Annotated in this window: 17 protein-coding genes, 2 tRNA genes and 2 pseudogenes; 10 read left to right on the top strand and 11 right to left on the bottom strand. The window is 64.6% G+C overall.

Annotated features, from left to right (window positions below):
• Positions 1-85: 85 nt before the first annotated feature.
• The 6 genes from EWE75_RS20225 (at position 86) to EWE75_RS20200 (ending at position 5732) form a co-directional block, all read left to right on the top strand.
• A complete protein-coding gene (locus EWE75_RS20225; RefSeq protein ID WP_130159922.1) occupies positions 86-661 on the top strand; it encodes a Maf family protein in 576 nt (191 codons plus the stop codon).
• Positions 654-1601 carry an Rne/Rng family ribonuclease gene (locus EWE75_RS20220; RefSeq protein ID WP_130159909.1) on the top strand — a complete coding sequence of 316 codons (948 nt, stop codon included), beginning with the start codon at positions 654-656 and terminating at the stop codon, positions 1599-1601. Before EWE75_RS20225 ends, EWE75_RS20220 begins: the two co-directional genes overlap by 8 nt.
• The gene (locus EWE75_RS20215; RefSeq protein WP_427915804.1) at positions 1598-1804 is read left to right on the top strand and encodes a DNA gyrase inhibitor YacG; all 207 of its coding nucleotides are present in this window, start codon (positions 1598-1600) and stop codon (positions 1802-1804) included. The genes EWE75_RS20220 and EWE75_RS20215 overlap by 4 nt, the downstream gene beginning before the upstream one ends.
• 31 nt (positions 1805-1835) lie before the next feature.
• Positions 1836-1911: transfer RNA gene (locus EWE75_RS20210), tRNA-Phe, on the top strand.
• A gap of 226 nt (positions 1912-2137) precedes the next feature.
• Positions 2138-3631, top strand: a complete 1494-nt coding sequence (locus EWE75_RS20205; RefSeq protein ID WP_130159920.1) for an ATPase domain-containing protein — start codon at positions 2138-2140, stop codon at positions 3629-3631.
• Complete coding sequence (locus EWE75_RS20200; RefSeq protein WP_130159908.1) at positions 3621-5732, top strand: ATP-binding protein; 2112 nt, start codon at positions 3621-3623, stop codon at positions 5730-5732. The genes EWE75_RS20205 and EWE75_RS20200 overlap by 11 nt, the downstream gene beginning before the upstream one ends.
• Before the next feature lie 28 nt (positions 5733-5760).
• Here EWE75_RS20200 and EWE75_RS20195 read toward each other — a convergent pair whose 3' ends face one another.
• The 7 genes from EWE75_RS20195 to adh form a co-directional block, all read right to left on the bottom strand.
• Positions 5761-6813 (bottom strand): extracellular catalytic domain type 1 short-chain-length polyhydroxyalkanoate depolymerase, encoded by a 1053-nt coding sequence (locus EWE75_RS20195; protein ID WP_130159907.1) that lies wholly within the window; start codon positions 6811-6813, stop codon positions 5761-5763.
• A gap of 21 nt (positions 6814-6834) precedes the next feature.
• On the bottom strand, positions 6835-7248 hold the full coding sequence (locus tag EWE75_RS20190) for a CopG family transcriptional regulator (RefSeq protein WP_130159906.1): 414 nt from the start codon (positions 7246-7248) through the stop codon (positions 6835-6837).
• A 259-nt stretch (positions 7249-7507) separates the two neighbouring features.
• Positions 7508-7717: a hypothetical protein gene (locus tag EWE75_RS20185; protein WP_130159905.1), complete on the bottom strand. Its 210-nt coding sequence runs from the start codon at positions 7715-7717 to the stop codon at positions 7508-7510.
• Positions 7718-7744: 27 nt separating this feature from the next.
• Positions 7745-9370: a chaperonin GroEL gene (gene groL, locus EWE75_RS20180; protein WP_130159904.1), complete on the bottom strand. Its 1626-nt coding sequence runs from the start codon at positions 9368-9370 to the stop codon at positions 7745-7747.
• A 242-nt stretch (positions 9371-9612) separates the two neighbouring features.
• Complete coding sequence (locus EWE75_RS20175; RefSeq protein ID WP_069204975.1) at positions 9613-9819, bottom strand: cold-shock protein; 207 nt, start codon at positions 9817-9819, stop codon at positions 9613-9615.
• 252 nt (positions 9820-10071) lie between these two features.
• Positions 10072-11103, bottom strand: coding sequence for an alcohol dehydrogenase AdhP (adhP, locus tag EWE75_RS20170; RefSeq protein ID WP_130159903.1), 1032 nt, complete (start codon positions 11101-11103; stop codon positions 10072-10074).
• A gap of 31 nt (positions 11104-11134) precedes the next feature.
• On the bottom strand, positions 11135-12646 hold the full coding sequence (adh, locus tag EWE75_RS20165; protein ID WP_130159902.1) for an aldehyde dehydrogenase: 1512 nt from the start codon (positions 12644-12646) through the stop codon (positions 11135-11137).
• Positions 12647-12947: 301 nt separating this feature from the next.
• Here adh and EWE75_RS20160 point away from each other — a divergent pair, with 301 nt between their 5' ends.
• Positions 12948-14048, top strand: a complete 1101-nt coding sequence (locus EWE75_RS20160) for a sigma-54-dependent Fis family transcriptional regulator (protein WP_130159901.1) — start codon at positions 12948-12950, stop codon at positions 14046-14048.
• A gap of 326 nt (positions 14049-14374) precedes the next feature.
• Here the strand turns inward: EWE75_RS20160 and EWE75_RS20155 are convergent, their stop codons facing one another.
• Positions 14375-14587: a hypothetical protein gene (locus EWE75_RS20155; RefSeq protein WP_130159900.1), complete on the bottom strand. Its 213-nt coding sequence runs from the start codon at positions 14585-14587 to the stop codon at positions 14375-14377.
• A 240-nt stretch (positions 14588-14827) separates the two neighbouring features.
• Positions 14828-14928: transfer RNA gene (locus tag EWE75_RS25150), tRNA-Arg, on the bottom strand.
• Positions 14929-15012: 84 nt separating this feature from the next.
• Here EWE75_RS25150 and EWE75_RS20150 point away from each other — a divergent pair.
• Positions 15013-16173 carry a tyrosine-type recombinase/integrase gene (locus EWE75_RS20150; RefSeq protein ID WP_130159899.1) on the top strand — a complete coding sequence of 387 codons (1161 nt, stop codon included), beginning with the start codon at positions 15013-15015 and terminating at the stop codon, positions 16171-16173.
• Between the two features lie 144 nt (positions 16174-16317).
• On the opposite strand, the pseudogene EWE75_RS20145 reads toward EWE75_RS20150, so the two are convergent.
• Positions 16318-16680 (bottom strand): annotated as a pseudogene (locus EWE75_RS20145) (integrase); the annotation flags it as partial.
• A 425-nt stretch (positions 16681-17105) separates the two neighbouring features.
• On the opposite strand from EWE75_RS20145, the gene EWE75_RS20140 reads away from it, so the two are divergent.
• Both EWE75_RS20140 and EWE75_RS20135 read left to right on the top strand, forming a co-directional pair.
• On the top strand, positions 17106-18092 hold the full coding sequence (locus tag EWE75_RS20140; RefSeq protein ID WP_130159898.1) for a GSU2403 family nucleotidyltransferase fold protein: 987 nt from the start codon (positions 17106-17108) through the stop codon (positions 18090-18092).
• A 91-nt stretch (positions 18093-18183) separates the two neighbouring features.
• A pseudogene (locus tag EWE75_RS20135) lies at positions 18184-18357 on the top strand (IS66 family transposase); the annotation flags it as partial.
• A gap of 30 nt (positions 18358-18387) precedes the next feature.
• Here EWE75_RS20135 and EWE75_RS25675 read toward each other — a convergent pair.
• A complete protein-coding gene (locus EWE75_RS25675; protein WP_231708479.1) occupies positions 18388-18606 on the bottom strand; it encodes a helix-turn-helix domain-containing protein in 219 nt (72 codons plus the stop codon).
• Between the last annotated feature and the right edge of the window lie 239 nt (positions 18607-18845).

The raw sequence follows: 18845 nt of genomic DNA, 5'->3' as shown, positions 1-18845 counted from the left end.
CGGGCGGCTGGCTTGCCAGCCAGCCGAAGGGCTCGGGACGAACGGAATGTGGTGATGAACCAAATCTCCCGTGGCGACTGAACCGATGACGCCCAATCTCGTTCTCGCCTCCTCCTCGCCGCGCCGTCGCGATCTGCTCGCGCGGATCGGGGTGGTGCCCGCGCGAATCGAAGCGCCTGCCATCGACGAAAGCCCGCGCCCGCGCGAGCTGCCGCGCGTCTATGCGCTGCGGCTGGCGCAGGAGAAAGCCGCCGCCGTGGCCCGCGCTGACGGCGAAGTGGTGATCGCAGGCGACACCACCGTCGCGGTCGGCCGTCGCATCCTGCCGCCAGCCGAAACCGAGGACGTCCAGCGCGAGCTGCTCGCCCTGCTGTCGGGCCGCAGGCACAATTGCATCAGCGCCATCTGTGCGATCGACGCGAACGGCAAGGTCCGCACGCGGATGGTCGATACGATCGTCGCGTTCAAGCCGCTCTCGCCAGCCGAGATCGATGCTTATGTCGCGTGCGGTGAAGGACTCGGCAAGGCGGGCGGCTATGCCATCCAGGGCCGCGCCGAAGCCTATGTGCGCTATCTGGCGGGTAGCCATTCGGGCGTGATCGGCCTGCCGCTGTTCGAAACGCGCGCGCTGCTGATCGCCTCGGGCCTCGCGCTTGGCTGAATGGCTGTTCGAAGCCGGCATCGGCGAGGCGCGCGCCGCGCTGGTCGAGGACGGCGCCATCCTTCAGGCGCGCATCGAGCTTGACGAGACGTTTCCGCGCCTCGGCGCGGTGCTGGCGGCGCGGCTGATCGACATCACGGTCAAAGGCCGCGAGGGGCGCGTGCGCTTCGAAGGCGGCGAAGCGATGCTCGCGCCGCTGCCGCCCGGCATCACGCAAGGCGCCGCGCTGACGGTCGAGATCACCCGCGAAGCCGTGCGCGAGGCCGGGCGCGACAAGCTGCCGCGTGCCATACCAGCCGAAGGGCCGCCACGCGCCGCGCCGACATTGCTGGAGCGGATCAGCGCCGGACCCCTGCCCGTCCGTACCTGCCTGCCGCACCAGAGCGACGCGTTCGAGGCGGCGGGCTGGTCCGAGGTGCTGGAGGAAGCGATCGGCGGCGACATCGCCTTTCCCGGCGGCGCGTTGCGGATGATCCCGACGCCGGCGATGACCTTGTTCGACGTCGATGGGTCGGGGCCGCTCGAACCGCTCGCGGTGGCGGCAGCGCATGCGGTGGCGGCGGCGATCGTGCGGCATGACATCGGCGGGTCGATCGGCGTCGATTTCCCGACGATCGCGGGCAAGGGGCCACGTCAGGCGGTCGCCGAGGCGATCGACGCGGGGTTGCCGCAGCCGTTCGAGCGCACCGCCGTCAACGGCTTCGGGTTCCTCCAGATCATCCGCAAGCGCAGCCGCGAATCGCTGCCCGAACTGCTCCGCGCCGATCCTGCGGCGACGCGCGCGCGGGCGCTGCTGCGCGCGATCGAGCGCACGCCGCCGCCGGTGCCAGCGCTGCACCACGTTTCGCCGGCGATCCACGCCGCGCTCGCCGCGCGCCCGCACTGGCGCGATGCGCTCGCGCGGCGTACCGGCGCCGATATCCGTTTCGAGGTACGATGATGGCCAGAACCAAGCCCTGCCCTTTGTGCGGCAACGCCCCCAGCCCCGAGTACAAGCCGTTTTGCAGCCGTGGCTGCCGTGACCGCGACATGCTCAAATGGCTCGGCGAGGGCTATACGATCCCGGTCGAAGCGAACGAAGATACCGATAATCGCGACGCTGCATACAACGGCGGGCTGGACAGCGCCGAAAAGCCCGATTAAGGACGCGCCTCCCCGATCCGAAACGGATCATGCCCGGGTAGCTCAGTTGGTAGAGCATGCGACTGAAAATCGCAGTGTCGGCGGTTCGACTCCGTCCCCGGGCACCATTTCCCCGCCTTCAAAGATCATAGCCCCTAAGCCGATGCTTTGGCCTGCGCACGGTGCCTGGATACTCGGCGAAACGGGCCGGTGCGCCCACGCAAACAGCGGTTGGATCTTTTTTGCTTGATCCAAGTTATTTACGTTCACCTCTGCACTTGATCTTGCAGACGATGATTTTGCTCGATGGCGGGCGTGATTTGGGCCGGTATTCTCCGGCGGGTGGCGGGGCGAATGTCGGGCAGCACTATAATATCCACGGGCAATGTCGGTCTGGATACGATCCTGAAGGGCGGTTTGCCTTCGAGCCGGCTCTACCTGCTCGAAGGCGCGCCCGGCGCGGGCAAGACGACGCTGGCGCTTCAGTTCCTGCGCGAGGGCGTCGCGCAGGGCGAGCCGGTGCTCTACATCACCCTGTCCGAAACCAAGGAGGAACTCGCGGTCGTCGCGGCGTCGCACGGCTGGAGCATCGACGATTTCGCGATCTTCGAATTCAGTTCGGCATCCGAGATGCTCGGCGACGCGCGCGACCAGTCGATCCTCCACCCCTGGGAAATGGAGCTGGGCGAGACCATCAAGCTCATCCAGGACGAGGTCGAGCGGGTCAAACCGACGCGGGTGGTGTTCGACAGCCTTTCGGAAATGCGGCTGCTCGCGCAAGACCCGCTGCGCTATCGCCGGCAGGTGCTCGCGCTGAAACAGTTCTTCGCCGGGCGCAGCGGCACGGTGCTGCTGGTCGACGACATGACCGGATCGGTCAACGGTCGCGATTCGCAACTGCACAGCCTCTGCCACGGCGTCATCACGCTTGAGCGGCTGACGCTCGATTTCGGCTCGGCGCGGCGGCGGTTGCAGGTGCAGAAGCTGCGCGGTGTCGATTTCATCGCCGGCTATCACGATTTCGTGATCCGCAAGGGCGGGCTCGACGTGTTCCCCCGGCTGATCGCCGCCGATCACCATAAAGAGTATAGCGCCGAACCCGTCGCGAGCGGGGTGCCTGCACTCGACGCCTTGCTGGCTGGCGGGCCACTGCGGGGCACCAGCACGCTCGTGACCGGGGCGGCGGGCACCGGCAAGACGACGATCGCGCTGCAATATGTCCACGCCGCCTGCGAGCGTGGCGAATGTTCGACGATCTACCAGTTCGACGAGCGGATCGGCACGTTGCTGGCGCGCGCGAAGGCGTTCAATCTCGATCTGCGAAAGTATCTCGACAACGGGTGCCTCAGGATCGAGCAGATCGATCCGGCAGAGATTTCCCCCGGCGAGTTCGCCGCGCGTATCCGCAGCGAAGTTGAGGGGCGCGGCGCGCGGACGATCGTGCTCGACAGCCTCAACGGCTATATGGCGGCGATGCCGCAGGAGCAGCAACTCATCCTGCAAATGCACGAGCTGATCTCCTATCTCAGCCAGCAAGGCGTGGTGACCTTCCTCATCAACCCGCAGCAGGGGCTGCTGGGCACGATGGCGACCAACCTCAATGTTTCCTACGTCGCCGATGCAGTGGTGCTGCTGCGCTTCTTCGAGGCGGGCGGGCGGCTGCGCAAGGCGATCTCGGTCGTCAAGAATCGCGCTGGCCCGCATGAAGACGCCATTCGCGAGCTTCGCATCGACGCGCGCGGGGTTCGCCTCGGCGAACCGCTGACCGAGTTCCGGGGGGTGATGACCGGAACGCCCGAATATGTCGGCGCCGACAATCCGCTGATGGAAGACCGGTTTGAGTCATAGGCGCGCTCCGCTCGGCCACCGGGTTCTCGTCAGCGCGCCCTATGGGCGCGATGCCGCGAGCGTGTCGGCGCTGCTGGCGGCGCAGGGGTATGACGCCTGTATCTGCGCGAGCGTGGGGGAGCTTGCCAGCGCGCTCGACGATCACACTGGCGTCGTGCTGATTACCGAGGAGGCGTTGCGCGGCGGGCTGGAGCCGTTGCAGGCCGCGCTCGACGCACAACCCGCCTGGTCGGACATTCCGTTCATCCTGCTCGCCTCGCGTCGCGATATCGAGGGCCGGTCGAGCGAGCGGGCGCGGCTGCGGATCGCCGAGGTTTTGTCGAACACGGTCGTGCTCGAACGGCCGCTCGGCACCGCCTCGTTGCTGAGCGCGATCGGCTCGGCGATGCGATCGCGCCAGCGGCAGTTCGACATGCGCGACCGGCTGCATGATCTGGCGAAAAACGAGGAACGGCTACGGCTGACTACGGGCGCGGCGGACATCGGCACATGGGAATATGATCCCGAGAGCGATGTCCTGATTTACGACCCGCGTTGCAAGGCGCTGTTCGGGCTGCCGGCCGACGCCGAGGTAACGTATCAGGGATCGTTCGTCGCCGGGCTGCATGAGGACGATCGCGAGCGCGCGCTGGCTGCGGTCGCGCGGTCGCTCGATCCGAAAAGCGACGGCCAATACACCATCGAATATCGCACCGTCGGCCTGCAGGACAAGGTGACGCGGTGGATCGACGCGCGCGGGCGGACGATCCGCGACGAGACCGGGCGCGTGCGCTTTCTCGGCACCGTGGTCGATATCTCCGCGCGCAAGCAGACCGAACTGGCGCTCGCCGAATCGCAGGCGGCGCTGCGGCGCGAGGGCGAGCAGCGCGACCAGTTGAACCGCACGCTCGAGCAGAAGGTCGCCGAGCGCACCGCTGAGCTCGAAGCCGAGATGGCGAGCCGCAGCCGGGTCGAGGCGGCGTTGCGGCAGAGCCAGAAGATGGAGGCGGTCGGGCAGCTCACCGGCGGCATCGCGCACGATTTCAACAATATGCTGACCGGCGTGATCGGCGCGATGGACATCATGAAGCGGCGGCTCGCAACCGGCCGGATCGACGATCTCGAACGGTTCATGGATGCCGCCGCGACCTCCGCGCAGCGCGCGGCGGCGCTGACCGCGCGGCTGCTGGCGTTTTCGCGGCGGCAATCGCTCGACACCAAGCCGACCGACGTCAACGCGCTGGCGCAATCGCTCGACGACCTGCTGCGGCGTTCGATCCGCGAAAATATCGCGCTCGACTTCGCGCTCGCGCCCGATTTGCCGCTCGCGATGACCGACGCCAACCAGCTCGAAAGCGCGATCCTCAACCTGACGATCAATGCGCGCGACGCCATGCCGGAGGGCGGGCAGCTCACCATCGAGACGCATGTCGTCGAGTTCGATACCGCATATACGGCGGTGAAGCCCGACATCGTGCCGGGCCGCTACATCATGATCGGCGTGTCCGATACCGGCGTCGGCATGCCGCCCGAGGTGCTGGAGAAGGTGTTCGAGCCGTTCTTCTCGACCAAGCCGACCGGCCAGGGCACCGGGCTTGGCCTGTCGATGGTCTATGGGTTCGCTCGGCAATCGGGCGGACAGGTTCGTATCCACAGCCGCCCGGGACAGGGCACGTCGGTGAAGATCTATCTGCCGGTCGCCGAGCCGTCGGCGGTGGCGGAAGGGTCTGACGCGCCGGCGCTGGTGATCGACGGACATGGCCAGACGGTGCTGCTGGTCGAGGACGACCAGTCGGTGCGCCTGCTGGTGCGCGACGTCCTTGAGGAATTGCATTACCAGACGATCGAGGCGAGCGATGCCGATGGCGCGCTGCCGATCCTGCAATCGGACCAGCATATCGACCTGATGGTGTCCGACGTCGGGCTGCCCGGCATGAACGGTCGCCAGCTCGCCGAAGTCGCGCGCGCGCACCGGCCCGACCTGCCGATCCTGTTCGTGACCGGCTATGCCGAGAACGCCGCGATCCGTGCCGGATTTCTCGGCACCAACATGGCGATGATCACCAAGCCGTTCGCGATCGAGGCGCTGAGCGCCAAGATCGCGGAGATGGTGGCTTCGTGAGGGCGATCCTCCCCGCTTGCGGGGAGGATCAGGCGCGTTTTCGTTCCAGAAAGAAGCGGACCATTTCGCGCGAGGCGTCGGGGCCGGCCGGGTCGGTGTAGGAGCCGGACGCGTCCCCGCCCGACCAGGCGTGGCCTGACCCCGCGATTGTCCAGCGCTCGATCAGGACCGTGCCGTGCGCGTCGGCGCTGGTTTCGCGGGTGTAGGAGCGTCCGGTCGGATTGCGGAGGTTCTCGGTCTTCACGGTGAGCGGCGTCGGCGCGACGGCAGCGGCGGCGGCGACGATCTCGCGGCTGTTGACCTCGTTGACCGTCGCGTCACGGTCGCCGTGGAAGGTGATGACGGGAACGAAGCGCCGTCCTTTGCCTGCCGAACGCGTGCCGCCGCCGCTCTGCATCGCGGTCATCGCGCTCGGCAAATCGCGCGCGGCGCCGCAGGCGAGGCCTGAATGGATGCCGACGGCGGCATAGAGATCGGGATATTCCGCCGCCATGATCGCCGCCGCCGCGCCGCCCGCCGACATGCCCGCGACATACACGCGCGCCGGATCAACATGCTCGGCGGCGATCACCTGCCGGGTGACGCCGGCGAGCAGCGCCGGTTCGCCACGATCGCGCTGCTGGTCGCCCGGCTTGAACCAGTTCCAGCATTTCTGCGCGTTGGCGGCCTGGGTCTGGCGCGGATAGGCGACGAGGAAACCGCGTTCGTCGGCCAGCCGGTTCATGCCCGTCCCCCGCGCGAAATCCTCGGGCGATTGCGTGCAGCCGTGCAGCATGACGACCAGCGGCATCCCCGCTTTCGCCTGCCCGGGGCGGTACAGCCGGTAGTGCATCGTGCCTTCGGGGCCGGTGTAGCTGCGCTCCTCGAAGCGGGCGTCGGCGTCAGGCTCGGCTGGCGCGGGCTGTTCGGCTTTCGTCCGCGCGAAGGGAAGGTTCTCGATCAGCTTGCCGCCTATCACGCTTGCCGGGGACGGCGCACCGCCGCTGCTTGTGAAGGCGGAGCGGAGCAAGGCCGTCGCTTCGGCCAGTTTGCCCGATCGGGTCAGGCGGAGCGCCTCTTCCATCGATGTCTTCAATGCCATGTCAAAATATCCTGCGAAGGTTCAGGCGATACGGTCGGCAAGCGCGGCCTTGACGGCCGGGCTCGCGTGCAGCGCGCCGAGGATGGTGAGCGACGCGATCGTCGCCTTGGCGAGGTCTGGGGAAACCTCGGGATCGATGCTGGCGAGGCCGAGCACGCGGATTTCGAGCACTTCGCCCGCATCACGCACCGCTTCGAGCTGAGCGCGCGAAAAATAGCTGATGCCGAGATCGAGCCGCTTGCGCACGACCGATGTCTCGGTCGCCTGGCGATGGCGTTCGAGCTGGTTGCGGATCGCGGTGCGGATAAAGTCGGTACGGTTCGCATAGAAGCCGTCGCGCACCATCAGATCGATATGGCCGAGATCGACATAGCCGAGATTGATGGTGATCTTCTCGCTGTCGGCCTTGGGCTTGAACGCGTGAATTTCGGCCACCTTACGATCCTTACCATCTGTTTGGATGGTATATGGATGTCAGGCCGTGCCGTTCAAGGGGCCGTTCGCGTTGCCGCAGCCGGCGAGGCCGACGTCGCAAAGACCGGCAGCCGCCAGCGGACTGCGCTGTTCGATGGGTTGCAGACAGGGTCTGACCGGCGCGCGCCGTGCGCAACAGCGCAGGGCGAAGCCGCCGGGATCAGGGACGCCGGATGATCGGACTCGCTTTCAACAGGCCAATCCGATCGTTGGGCCGCCGTTATTTAAACGCGATATCGCCGGGTTCGGCGCGGTAGGTCTCACGGACGAAGGTCTTGGCGGCGGTCTGCGTCTTGAACACATCGTCCAGCATTTCGCTCGATACGAGCGGGTAGTTTTGCGAATTGTAGCGCGTGGTCCTGACGGTCACGCGGTACACACCATCATCGTCCTTGCAGACCAGATACGGGCGGGTGATTGCTTTGGACATGATGGTTTCCTTGTGTGAATGCTTGGGTCAGAAGCCGTCGGCGCCTGCCGTGATGGGCGAGCCGGGCGAATGTTCGGTGAAATCGACGATCGCGACCTCGGTGGTGAGAAGCATTCCCGCCACCGATGCGGCATCCTGAAGCGCCGAGCGGACGACCAACGTGGGGTCGATCACGCCGGCCGCGACCAGATTCTCGTAGCGTTCGGTCTGCGCGTTGAACCCGGTATCCGGGTCGTTGCCTTCGATCAGGCGCGCGGCGACGACGCCGCCGTCATGCCCGGCATTCTCGGCGATCTGGCGCAGCGGCGCCGACAAGGCCGCACGCACGATATCGATACCGCGCGTCTGGTCGTCATTCTCGCCGGTCAGCCCGGCGAGCGTGCGCGACGCATAGAGCAGCGCCGTACCGCCGCCGGGAACCACGCCCTCCTCGACTGCGGCGCGGGTGGCGTGGAGCGCGTCGTCGACGCGGTCCTTGCGCTCGCGCATCTCGACCTCGGTGGTGGCGCCGACGCGGATGATCGCAACGCCGCCGGCCAGCTTGGCAAGCCGCTCCTGCAATTTCTCGCGATCATAGTCGCTGTCGGTAAGCGCGATCTGCTGCTTGATCGCCTCGACACGGCCCGCGATTCCAGCGGGATCGCCGGCGCCGCCGACGATCGTGCTGGTGTCCTTGTCGATCGTCACGCGCCGCGCGGTGCCGAGCATGTCGAGCGTGACGGTTTCGAGCTTCATGCCGAGATCGGGCGACACGACCACGCCGCCGGTCAGGATCGCGATATCCTCGAGCATCGCCTTGCGCCGGTCGCCGAAGCCGGGTGCCTTGACCGCCGCGATCTGGAGCGAGCCGCGCAGTTTGTTGACGACGAGCGTCGAGATCGCAGCGCCTTCGACGTCTTCAGCGATGATCAGCAGCGGGCGGCCCGATTGGGCGGCGGCTTCGAGGATCGGGAGCAGCGTCTGAAGGTCCGACAGCTTCTTTTCGTGGATGAGGATATAGGGCTGTTCCAGCTCGACCGTCATCTTCTCGGCATTGGTGACGAAATACGGGGAGAGATAGCCGCGATCGAACTGCATGCCGTCGACGGTTTCGAGTTCGAAGGCCATGCCCTGCGCATCCTCGATCGAGATCACGCCTTCCTTGCCGACCTTGTCCATCGCAGCCGCGATCATGCGGCCGATCTCCTCGTCGCCATTGGCGGAGATGATGCCGACCTGCGCGATCTCGTCGCTGTTCGAAACGGGGCGCGATTGCGCCTTCAATGCCGCGACGACCTTCACCACGGCGAGATCGATGCCGCGCTTGAGATCCATCGAACTGACGCCGGCGGCGACCGACTTCATGCCTTCGCGCACGATCGCCTGGGCGAGCACGGTGGCGGTGGTGGTGCCGTCGCCGGCATGATCCTGCGTGCGCGAGGCGACCGCGCGGATCATCTGCGCACCGAGATTTTCGAATTTATCGCTGAGGGCGATGTCCTTGGCGACGCTCACGCCGTCCTTGGTGATGCGCGGTGCGCCGTAGCCCTTGTCGAGCAGCACGTTGCGACCCTTCGGCCCCAGAGTGACCTTGACCGCGTCGGCAAGGATATCGACGCCGCGTGCAATGCTCTCACGGGCGGCCCGCGAGAATCGAATGTCTTTCGCTGCCATGATGGCGTTTCCTTTATCCGGTAGGATCTTCGACTTGCCGCGCAAGCCGATCGGTTCGGAACCTTGGCCGCTGCGAGGGGCATCGCCCTCCATCATCGGCAGCGTCATTCAGGCGCGCGATTTCGCCCCGGTGCGAAAGGTTCGCCGGGCGCCAATCGCAACGATATAGCGGCGGCGCGGGCTCAGGCCCGATCCGCAAGAGAAAGCGGAGCGGCGCCGTGACGGCGCCGCTCCGAATCGGGTCAGGCCTGCTGCAGGTTCACAGCCGACATCTTGCCGCGCTTGTCGGCTTCCAGCTCATAGGAGATGCGCTGGTCCTTATCGAGCGTGCTCATGCCCGCGCGCTCGACGGCCGAGATGTGGACGAAAGCGTCGCCGCTGCCGTTTTCCGGCTGAATGAAGCCATAGCCCTTGTCGATATTGAAGAATTTCACGGTGCCGGTGACCATTGGGAGTTCCCTTGTCATTGGAGATGACGGGCACGCGCCAAACGCGGCGCGACCCGGCTTTAGTGAGGCTAGAAAGGGACAAAGGGAGGCCAGAGCGGCCCAATATCCGTCGCATGCGACGTCAGCCCCGGATCCATGCGCGCCTTCGTGGCGAAAAGCAATGAAATCGTGCGGGGCGGACGTTCGCGCATCTGGCGCGGGCAGGTCGAGCGTGGCCGGAGTCGCGATGGCGCGAGACCCCGGCCACGCGCCTCAGGCGGTCAGGTCGAGGACGACGCGGCCTTCGATCTGGCCGTTGCGCATGCGGGCGAACACATCGTTGACATCCTCCAGCCGCGCGGTCGAGATCGTCGCCTTGACCTTGCCGGCGGCGGCGAAATCGATCGATTCCTGGAGATCGAGCCGCGTGCCGACGATCGAGCCGCGCACCGTGATGCCGTTGAGCACCATCCCGAAGATATTGAGCGGGAAGTCGCCCGGCGGCAGGCCGTTGAGCGCGACGGTGCCACCCCTTGCGATCATGCCGATCGCCTGTTCGAACGCCTTCTCGCTGACCGCCGTCACCAGCGCGCCCTGTGCGCCGCCGCCCGTCTCACGCTTGATCGCGGCGGCGGGGTCGCCGTGGCGGGCGTTTACCGTCACCGTCGCGCCGAGCCGCCGGGCGAGATCGAGCTTGGCATCGTCCACATCCACGGCGGCGACGTTGAGGCCCATCGCGACCGCATATTGCACCGCCATGTGCCCGAGGCCGCCGATGCCGGAGATCACCACCCAATCGCCCGGCTTGGTATCGGTCATCTTCAGGCCCTTGTAGACTGTCACGCCCGCGCACAGGATCGGCGCGATCTCGTTGAAGCCGATGGTGTCGGGCAGATGGCCGACGTAATTGGGGTCGGCGATGACATATTCGGCGAATCCGCCGTTGACCGAATAGCCGGTATTCTGCTGGCTCTCGCACAACGTCTCCCAGCCGCCCATGCAATGCACGCAGTGCCCGCAAGCGCTGTAGAGCCACGGCACGCCGACGCGGTCGCCTTCCTTGACGTGCTTGACGCCTTTGCCGACCGCAGAGACGAAGCCGACGCCTTCATGCCCCGGAATGAACGGCGGGTTGGGCTTGACCGGCCAGTCGCCCTCGGCGGCGTGGAGATCGGTGTGACACACGCCGGACGCCTGGATCGCGACCTGGATCATGCCGTCACTCACCTCGGGCACGGGGACTTCGTCGATGGTTAGCGGCTTGCCGAATGCACGCACGACGGCAGCCTTCATGGTCTTTGCCATGACAGTTCCTTTCAGTTGGAATTGGGAAACCTTAGAAGAAGCCGAGCTTCTTCGGGCTGTAGCTGACCAGCAGGTTCTTGGTTTGCTGGTAATGGTCGAGCATCATCTTGTGGTTCTCGCGGCCGATGCCGGACTGTTTGTAGCCGCCGAACGCCGCATGCGCAGGGTACGCGTGGTAGCAGTTGGTCCACACGCGGCCCGCCTGGATCGCCCGGCCCATGCGGTAGGCGCGGGTGCCGTCGCGCGTCCACACGCCGGCGCCGAGCCCGTAAAGCGTGTCATTGGCGATCGACAGCGCCTCGGCATCGTCCTTGAACGTCGTCACCGATACGACCGGGCCGAAAATCTCCTCCTGGAAAACCCGCATCGTGTTGTCGCCCTTGAGCACGGTCGGCTTGATGTAATAGCCGTCGAGCCCGTCGATCACGTTGCGGCGCCCGCCGGTCAGCACCTCGGCGCCTTCGCTGCGGCCGATATCGAAATACGAGAGGATCTTCTCCATCTGGTCGGAGGATGCCTGCGCGCCCACCATCGTCGCGGGATCGAGCGGATCGCCCTGCACCATCGCCTCCACCCGCTTGATCGCGCGCTCCATGAAGCGATCATAGACACGCTCGTGGATCAGCGCGCGGCTCGGGCAGGTGCAGACCTCGCCCTGGTTGAGCGCGAACATGGCGAACCCTTCGATCGCCTTGTCGAAGAAGTCGTCGTCTTCGTCGGCGACATCCGCGAAAAAGATGTTGGGGCTCTTGCCGCCCAGTTCGAGCGTGACCGGGATCAGGCTTTCCGAGGCATATTGCATGATGAGCCGGCCCGTCGACGTCTCGCCGGTGAAAGCGATCTTGGCGATGCGCCGCGACTGCGCGAGCGGCTTGCCCGCCTCCAGCCCGAAGCCGTTGACGATGTTGAGCACGCCCGGCGGCAGCAGATCACCGATCCGTTCGGCCCAGACGAGGATCGAAGCGGGGGTCTGCTCGGCCGGCTTGATGACGACGCAATTGCCCGCCGCGAGCGCCGGCGCCAGTTTCCAGCAGGCCATCAGCAGCGGGAAATTCCACGGGATGATCTGCCCGACCACGCCGAGCGGCTCGTGGAAATGATATCCGACGGTATCGTGGTCAATCTCGGAAATGCCGCCTTCCTGCGCGCGGATGCAGCCGGCGAAATACCGGAAATGATCGATCGCGAGCGGAACGTCGGCGGCGGTGGTCTCACGGATCGGCTTGCCATTGTCCCACGTTTCGGCGGTGGCGAGTTCGGTGAGGCACTCCTCCATGCGATCGGCGATGCGATGCAGGATCAGCGCGCGCTCGGCCGGGCTGGTGCGGCCCCACGCATCCTTGGCGGCATGTGCGGCGTCAAGCGCGCGCTCGATGTCGGCGGCATTGCTGCGCGGAACCTCGCAGATCACCTGCCCGTCGATCGGCGAGCGATTTTCGAAATAGCGGCCGTCAGCAGGTTCGACCCAGGCGCCGCCGATGAAATTGCCGTATCGCGTCTTGAACGGCGCCTTGCGCGCCGTGATGGGCTGATGGACCGTCATGTGCCTCTCCTCGTCTTTGTTGTTGGACTAAGGAGACGCTTTGTCGTGCCGGCTGACAATCGGCAGACCCCGACGCGGCACGGTTCGCGACGGAATTTTTGCGTGGAACATGACGCATCTGGCGCAGCGCGCGACACCTTGGTCGCCAATGTGTCGCATGGTGCGACAGGTGGCCGCCGCCGGCGTACCGCGCGGCGCGATCCGGTGAGTCGGACATTTGGTGTCGGCGCGAAACGCGCTAGTATCGGTTAGGGATGCGGCACAAGACCGCGCCGCGAGACGCAGGAGAGTTGGAGCAGCGATGGACACCGTCGGCATCGATTCGGCACGCGAAGCCTTTTTCGGGGAGGGCCGCCTGCCCGTCATGACGGTGCGGCCGCCGGTGCTGCAATCGTGGATTCGCTGCACCGATCTCGGCCTGGGGCAACGCCTGCTGCCGTCGCTCGCGCCGCTCCCCGAAGGCGATCTGCGGGCCTTGCGAGACCGGCACAATGCGCTGCGCCGCCTCTGCCGGCCCGAACTGGAAACGCTGGCCGGCGAGGCGCGGGAGACCGGCAGCGTCGTGATCCTCGCCGATGGCGATGGCATGATCCTCGATACGCTGGGCGACCTCGGCTTCGCTGCGCGCGCGGCGCAGGTCGCACTGCAACCGGGCGTATCGTGGAAGGAGGCGAGCACCGGCACCAACGCGATCGGCACCGCCATCGCCGAGCGCAAGCCGGTTGCCGTACACGGATCGGAGCATTTCTTCGCCGGGCATGGTGTCCTCAGTTGCGCCTGCACGCCGATCATGGACCCACGCGGCGCGATCATCGGCGCGCTCGACATTTCGGGTCCGTCCGCGATCGGCCACGGCCACGCACTCGGCATGATCCGCATGGCGGTCGACCAGATCGAGCATCGGCTCTTCCGACAACGGTTCGATGATTGCCGCGTGCTGCGCTTCCATGACGATCCCGCGATGCTGGGCAGCAGTCGGGAAGGCATTCTGGTGTTTCGCGAGGATCGGCTGGTGGCCGGCAATCGCCGCGGCCTGGCGCTGGTCGATCGTCATTGGGACGCCCTCGATGAAAGCTCTATCGAGGAGTTGTTCGAAGAACGCGCGCATCATGGCGCGGTTTTGGAATTGCGGCTGGGGACTGGCGCCAGCGCGGTCGGCCGATGGGACGCGCCTGCAGAGAGATCGGGGCTGGGCAACGCGCATTTCGAAGACAGTTTCGGCCATAAAAACAGCGCGTTCGCGATACGCGATGCTGAACTCATCGAGTCCGCGCTGGTGGAGGCACGCGGCAACGTCAGCAAGGCGGCACGGCAGTTGGGAATTCATCGCAGCACGATCCACCGCCATCTCGGTCGGCAGCGCGAAGCGCGCGCGGCGGATATCCCTGACGGGCAGCGGTGACGCCCGTCGCCGTATTCGCGAACGACCGGCCGGGGCCGCAATAGTACCGCGATGACATGGTCCATCGCCGGCGGCCCTGGCGACACCAGCCCATGTGATCCATCCGCCTCTTTGTGAAGCGGGCTGAATCACACCGACCGGCATCGCTTAATCGTTCAAATCAAACCCTTACGATTTGACGTTCAATTTGACGGCATTCTTCTCCGATGCTGCCGCCGCGATCGGCTTGACCTCGACCTTCTTGGGCTTGCGGAGTTCTTTGTTTCCACGTTTCTGGGCTTTGGCCACGATGTGTTCCTTATCGTCTTGAGGTGCGCAAACAGGTATCAGCCAGCGAAGAACGCGGTGCGCCGTACCGTGCCGGTGATGACTTTGGTCTTGAACAGGGTCGCGATGGTCGCGGCACCGGCCGCATTCGTCAGCACGACACGGGTTCCGCCGTCTGGAAGCGGTTCAATGGCGCTGATGCCGACGTTGTGCCGGTCGCACATCGCGGTCACATCCGCTGGGGAAACACTCAGATTTATGGCTCGAGACATGCGCGCACCCCAATTCGAGCGGGAGCATCACATCTCTCAGTCGTCGCCTGGCCCGGAGCGTTGGCGCGATGTATGGTATATGGGAAGGAACTGACGGCGGTACAATGCCGGAGGACGGTGCCGACCGGCGAAGGGCGTGGCTACGTCCGGGTGTTCCTCAAGCGAAGTGCCGATGAGACCCGGCCGGAGCCGCCGCGTATTTCCGGTCTGCGGCTACCTGTAACCACGGTATTGGGAAGATGGTGCACCCGACTGGATTCGAACCAGTGGCCTCTGCCTTCGGAGGGCAGAGGAATGGGGGTTTCTGAAATTATACGAAACTTCTAACCTATTAGAATTGCTTGATTTTAAATCTCAAGCCGTCTAACTATATTCGACTATGTTTTCCGTACTTTTTCCGTACGGAATCGATGCGGAGATCGGCGATGACGCTGGACCTGAGCATAGTGAAGAAACGGGAAGCGCTTCGCAGCCAGCGCGAGCCATATTGGCAGCGCATAAGGCCCGGTTGCTTTTTGGGCTATCGACCCTCGACCAAAGAGGGGGTGGGAACCTGGATCGCTCGCGCCTACGACGAGGATCATTGCTGTTACCGCCTCAAGGCGCTGGGCGATTTTGGCACTCTTCCCGGGCGCGATCGATTCGCAGTTGCGAAGAAGGAAGCGGAAGCCTTCGCCGCCTTAGTGGAATCGGGCGGGCATATCCAGGAGATAGTCGAGACCGTCGAGGAGGCGTGCCGCCTATATGCGAATTCGCATCCAGACGCTGCGGGCCGGTTCAAGCGCCACATCTATTCCGATCCGATCGCGACTGTGAAGCTCGCGAAGCTTCGCCGGCATCATTTGCAGGCGTGGCGCCAACGGCTGGAGGGAAAACCCGCGTTGGTCACCCGGCGGAAAAAGGGTCCGCAGGTCACCCGCCAGCGCGCGCCCTCTTCGATCAACCGTGACATGGCAATGCTTCGCGCAGCATTGAACAAGATATTGGTGCCGGGCGCACCCGACACCGAAGCCGCATGGCAAGAGGCGCTGAGGGCGATTCGGAATGCCGAGCGGCAACGCACCCTCTATCTGGATCGCGATCAGCGACGCGCGCTTTTGGAAAAAATCGACCCGGAAGCCGAACCCTTCGTGCGAACGCTTTGCTTGCTTCCCCTGCGACCGGGCGCCGTCGCCGGCCTGACCGCCGGTGATTTTGATAAGCGAACGTCCGAATTGAGCATCGGCAAGGACAAGAGCGGCAAGCCTCGCCGTATCCTCGTACCCGTCGCTGCCGCCAAGTTTCTGGCAACCCAGGCGAAGGGTAAGCCGCCCGCCGCGCCGTTACTGGCGCGCGTTAACGGCAAGCCCTGGGACAAGGAATCCTGGAAAAGGCCGATCGCGGAGGCTGTCGTCTTGGCGAAGCTGCCGGTTGGAACGACCGCCTATACGCTCCGTCACAGTACGATCACCGACCTGGTGAACGGCGGCTTGCCGCTATTGGCCGTGGCGCAAATCAGCGACACAAGCGCCGAAATGATTGAACGCCACTATGGTCACCTAAGCCGTCACGCCGCAGCTGAAGCGTTGGCGGGACTCGCTCTGTAAGCACCTTCAGTATCCCTGACGTGGCGGGTATCATCGTAGCGCAGATCGATCCCGCGAAACACGAGGGCGGCCTTTTCCTGTGGCATTGAGCGGGTCCGATAACTTTTTCCTCGAACCGCAAACAAGCGCGCTCCCAGCACCGTCCATTCTGCGCATCGTCACCTCGGCGGCACGCAAGCCAGCGCCATAAGCGACAGACAGCGCCGCCTTGTGCTTGAGGCAGGTGGTCGCCCCGAGCAGGCGCGCAACCTCATCGGGGCTGAGAACAATGGGCAGCGAACGAGGGTTCTTGACCGTATGGAGCTTGCGGGAAAGATCAGGCCGGTCAATCGTGTGCGTGAAGAAGAAGCGTAACGCTGAAACAATACTGTTCATGGTCGGCACACCCAGACCCGCATCACGCCGTTCGACCTGAAATAGCCGCAGATCCTCCGCCGTCGCGGTATCGTGAGGCCGTCCAAGATAGGCAGCAAAACGCGCGACGTGGCGAACATGGTCGAACTGGGATGCGGAATCCGAGGTGAAGCCGGTCGGTATTCCGATGTGATCCCGGCCGGGATTCCGGAGTGATCCCGGCCACCATTCCGAGAAATTCCCGGCCACCTTGGTGGGGGTGCTGAGCCTGATCGTCAGAGCCATCTTTTCGGCTGGATACCTATTTGCCCGTCGCAGTGGATGACGCGCCGTTTCAATCCGCAACCTCCCTTTTTTATAGCAGCGAGTTGGCGTTGCGCTCGCAATACGCTCGCTGGGCTTGCGATGGGCGACTTCGCGTGGGCGAGGTCGCGTGCGCGAACTTTTTTAGCCGTTTGAAGGGGCCCTCGGCATGGCATTACCCCGCGTTCGCGCCAACTCGACTATTTGCAGGGTAATGCTTGCTATTGCGCCATTTACCCTGCAATTGTGCGAAATCACGGATTTGCAGGGTAATCATGGCTGTTCAGGCGTTTTCTGACGAACAGGCAAGAGTGATCGTCAACCTCGAGCAGGCCTATCAGGTCTGGATGGAGAGCCTGCGGACGATCAACGACATGCCCTATAATATGCGCATCAAGGAGGTCTCGGGGCGGGAATATTTGTACGAAGTGACCGATCGGCTCGGCACCATGAAGAGCAAGGGGCCACTCGATGCGGGAAAGCAGGAAGAATTCGACCAGTACAGGGCGGAGAAGGCCGAGCTGAAGGATCGGCTCGCGCAAAGCAGGGCGACGCTTAGGGAACTCGGAAGCCTCTACCGCGCGCTGCGTCTTCCCATGCTGCCGGTGGAAGCAGGGAAGATCCTGCGCGAGGCCGACCGCATGCGCTTCCTGGGGCGTCAGGCGATGGTCGTCGGCACCAACGCGCTGGTCGCTTATGCGCTAGAGGCAAACGGGTTCATCCGCGACGCCCCGGACGAAACGATGGACTTCGACATGGCGCTGACCGCCACAGAGGCCGAGGAAGACCGACCGACATTGTGGAAGGTCCTCAAGGAAGTCGACATGACCTTTTCGGTCAATCCCGAACGCCCCTTCCAAGCACGGAACGCCAAAGCCTATGAAGTCGAGATTCTCTCGGCACCGAGCCGCATCAAAGGGCAGGCCGCGCGCGACAAACCACGTCCCGTACCGCTTCCGGAGCAGGAATGGCTGCTCAACGGTCGACCGATCGATCGCGTCGTCGGCGTGCGTGACGGGGAAGCTGCGCGCATGGTAGTCCCGGACCCGCGATGGTTCGCGCTGCAGAAGCTTTGGATGGCCGAGAAGCCCGAACGCAACCCGCAGAAGAAGCCCAAAGACCGCAAACAGGGCATCGCACTGCTCAATGCCGTTTGGCAGACCATGCGCCATTACCCGCTCGACGGTGAGTTTTTCGGCGCGCTCCCGGACGAATTGAAGCCGCACTTCGAGGTGTGGAACGCCCAGAAGCCGGAGCGGTGACCACGATAGCGCCAAACGGAACGAACATTATCGCCGGTGACCCGCTAACCAGTTTGCATCATCTCGGAATCCTGGGCGCGATCACCCCGAAATCCGCAAGTTGCGCGCTAGGTTGGACGCCACACTGTCCAAACTCTCGCGTAAATCCGATCTGGCGATCGCCATGCGGTACGCTCTTTCGCGATGGCAAGCGCTGAGCCGATACCTCGATGATGGCCATCTCAAGATCGACAACAATGCTGCCGAACACGCGCTGCGCGGCGTCACGAAGCGTGTTTCATTGCGCACTCCTTCTTCAAGTATCTGTAAGCATTGGAAGCGTGCTGGCGTCGCTGTCGCGACACGGGCGACCTTTTCGGGCCGCCGAAGATTTGACAGTTGCGGCGGTCAAGTCAGCCGAGCGGATCTGATATGGCGCGCCACGAACGACTTGGTCAGCAGGAAGTACGCCGGTTTTGACGAGGCGTCTTATGACGTGATTTGTAACGCCTAACGCCGCTGCCGCCTCGGTCATGGTCAGCCATTCGCCGTCCTTCGCCGCAGACCGGTAGGCATCGATCCCGCGCACGCGCCGAACAGAGTAGCCCCGGTGCGCTGTCCAGGTTTTGCCTTGGCCGGTCGGCAGGTGCCGCGCGACGATCAAGGTCGGAATCTCCGTCAATCAGGATCGGAAAGTTATCCGCAGCTTTTGCTGACGTGAGGGCGAAGCCCTCACGTCAGCAAAAGCTGCGGATAATGGCAACTTTGGCGCCC

It is taken from the genome of Sphingomonas populi (assembly GCF_004208535.1).
Classification (GTDB): domain Bacteria; phylum Pseudomonadota; class Alphaproteobacteria; order Sphingomonadales; family Sphingomonadaceae; genus Sphingomonas; species Sphingomonas populi.
This window is presented reverse-complemented; position numbering and strand designations above follow the sequence as displayed.

Bases quoted from the DNA above. Each gene is read 5' to 3' on its own strand.
- EWE75_RS20205 (WP_130159920.1), top strand. From the start codon at position 2,138: ATGTCGGGCAGCACTATAATATCCACGGGCAATGTCGGTCTGGATACG.
- adh (WP_130159902.1), bottom strand. From the start codon at position 12,646: ATGACGGTCCATCAGCCCATCACGGCGCGCAAGGCGCCGTTCAAGACG.
- EWE75_RS20215 (WP_427915804.1), top strand. From the start codon at position 1,598: ATGATGGCCAGAACCAAGCCCTGCCCTTTGTGCGGCAACGCCCCCAGC.
- adhP (WP_130159903.1), bottom strand. From the start codon at position 11,103: ATGGCAAAGACCATGAAGGCTGCCGTCGTGCGTGCATTCGGCAAGCCG.
- EWE75_RS20175 (WP_069204975.1), bottom strand. From the start codon at position 9,819: ATGGTCACCGGCACCGTGAAATTCTTCAATATCGACAAGGGCTATGGC.
- EWE75_RS20185 (WP_130159905.1), bottom strand. From the start codon at position 7,717: ATGTCCAAAGCAATCACCCGCCCGTATCTGGTCTGCAAGGACGATGAT.
- EWE75_RS20150 (WP_130159899.1), top strand. From the start codon at position 15,013: ATGACGCTGGACCTGAGCATAGTGAAGAAACGGGAAGCGCTTCGCAGC.
- EWE75_RS20140 (WP_130159898.1), top strand. From the start codon at position 17,106: ATGGCTGTTCAGGCGTTTTCTGACGAACAGGCAAGAGTGATCGTCAAC.
- EWE75_RS20160 (WP_130159901.1), top strand. From the start codon at position 12,948: ATGGACACCGTCGGCATCGATTCGGCACGCGAAGCCTTTTTCGGGGAG.
- groL (WP_130159904.1), bottom strand. From the start codon at position 9,370: ATGGCAGCGAAAGACATTCGATTCTCGCGGGCCGCCCGTGAGAGCATT.
- EWE75_RS25675 (WP_231708479.1), bottom strand. From the start codon at position 18,606: ATGACCGAGGCGGCAGCGGCGTTAGGCGTTACAAATCACGTCATAAGA.
- EWE75_RS20225 (WP_130159922.1), top strand. From the start codon at position 86: ATGACGCCCAATCTCGTTCTCGCCTCCTCCTCGCCGCGCCGTCGCGAT.
- EWE75_RS20195 (WP_130159907.1), bottom strand. From the start codon at position 6,813: ATGGCATTGAAGACATCGATGGAAGAGGCGCTCCGCCTGACCCGATCG.
- EWE75_RS20155 (WP_130159900.1), bottom strand. From the start codon at position 14,587: ATGTCTCGAGCCATAAATCTGAGTGTTTCCCCAGCGGATGTGACCGCG.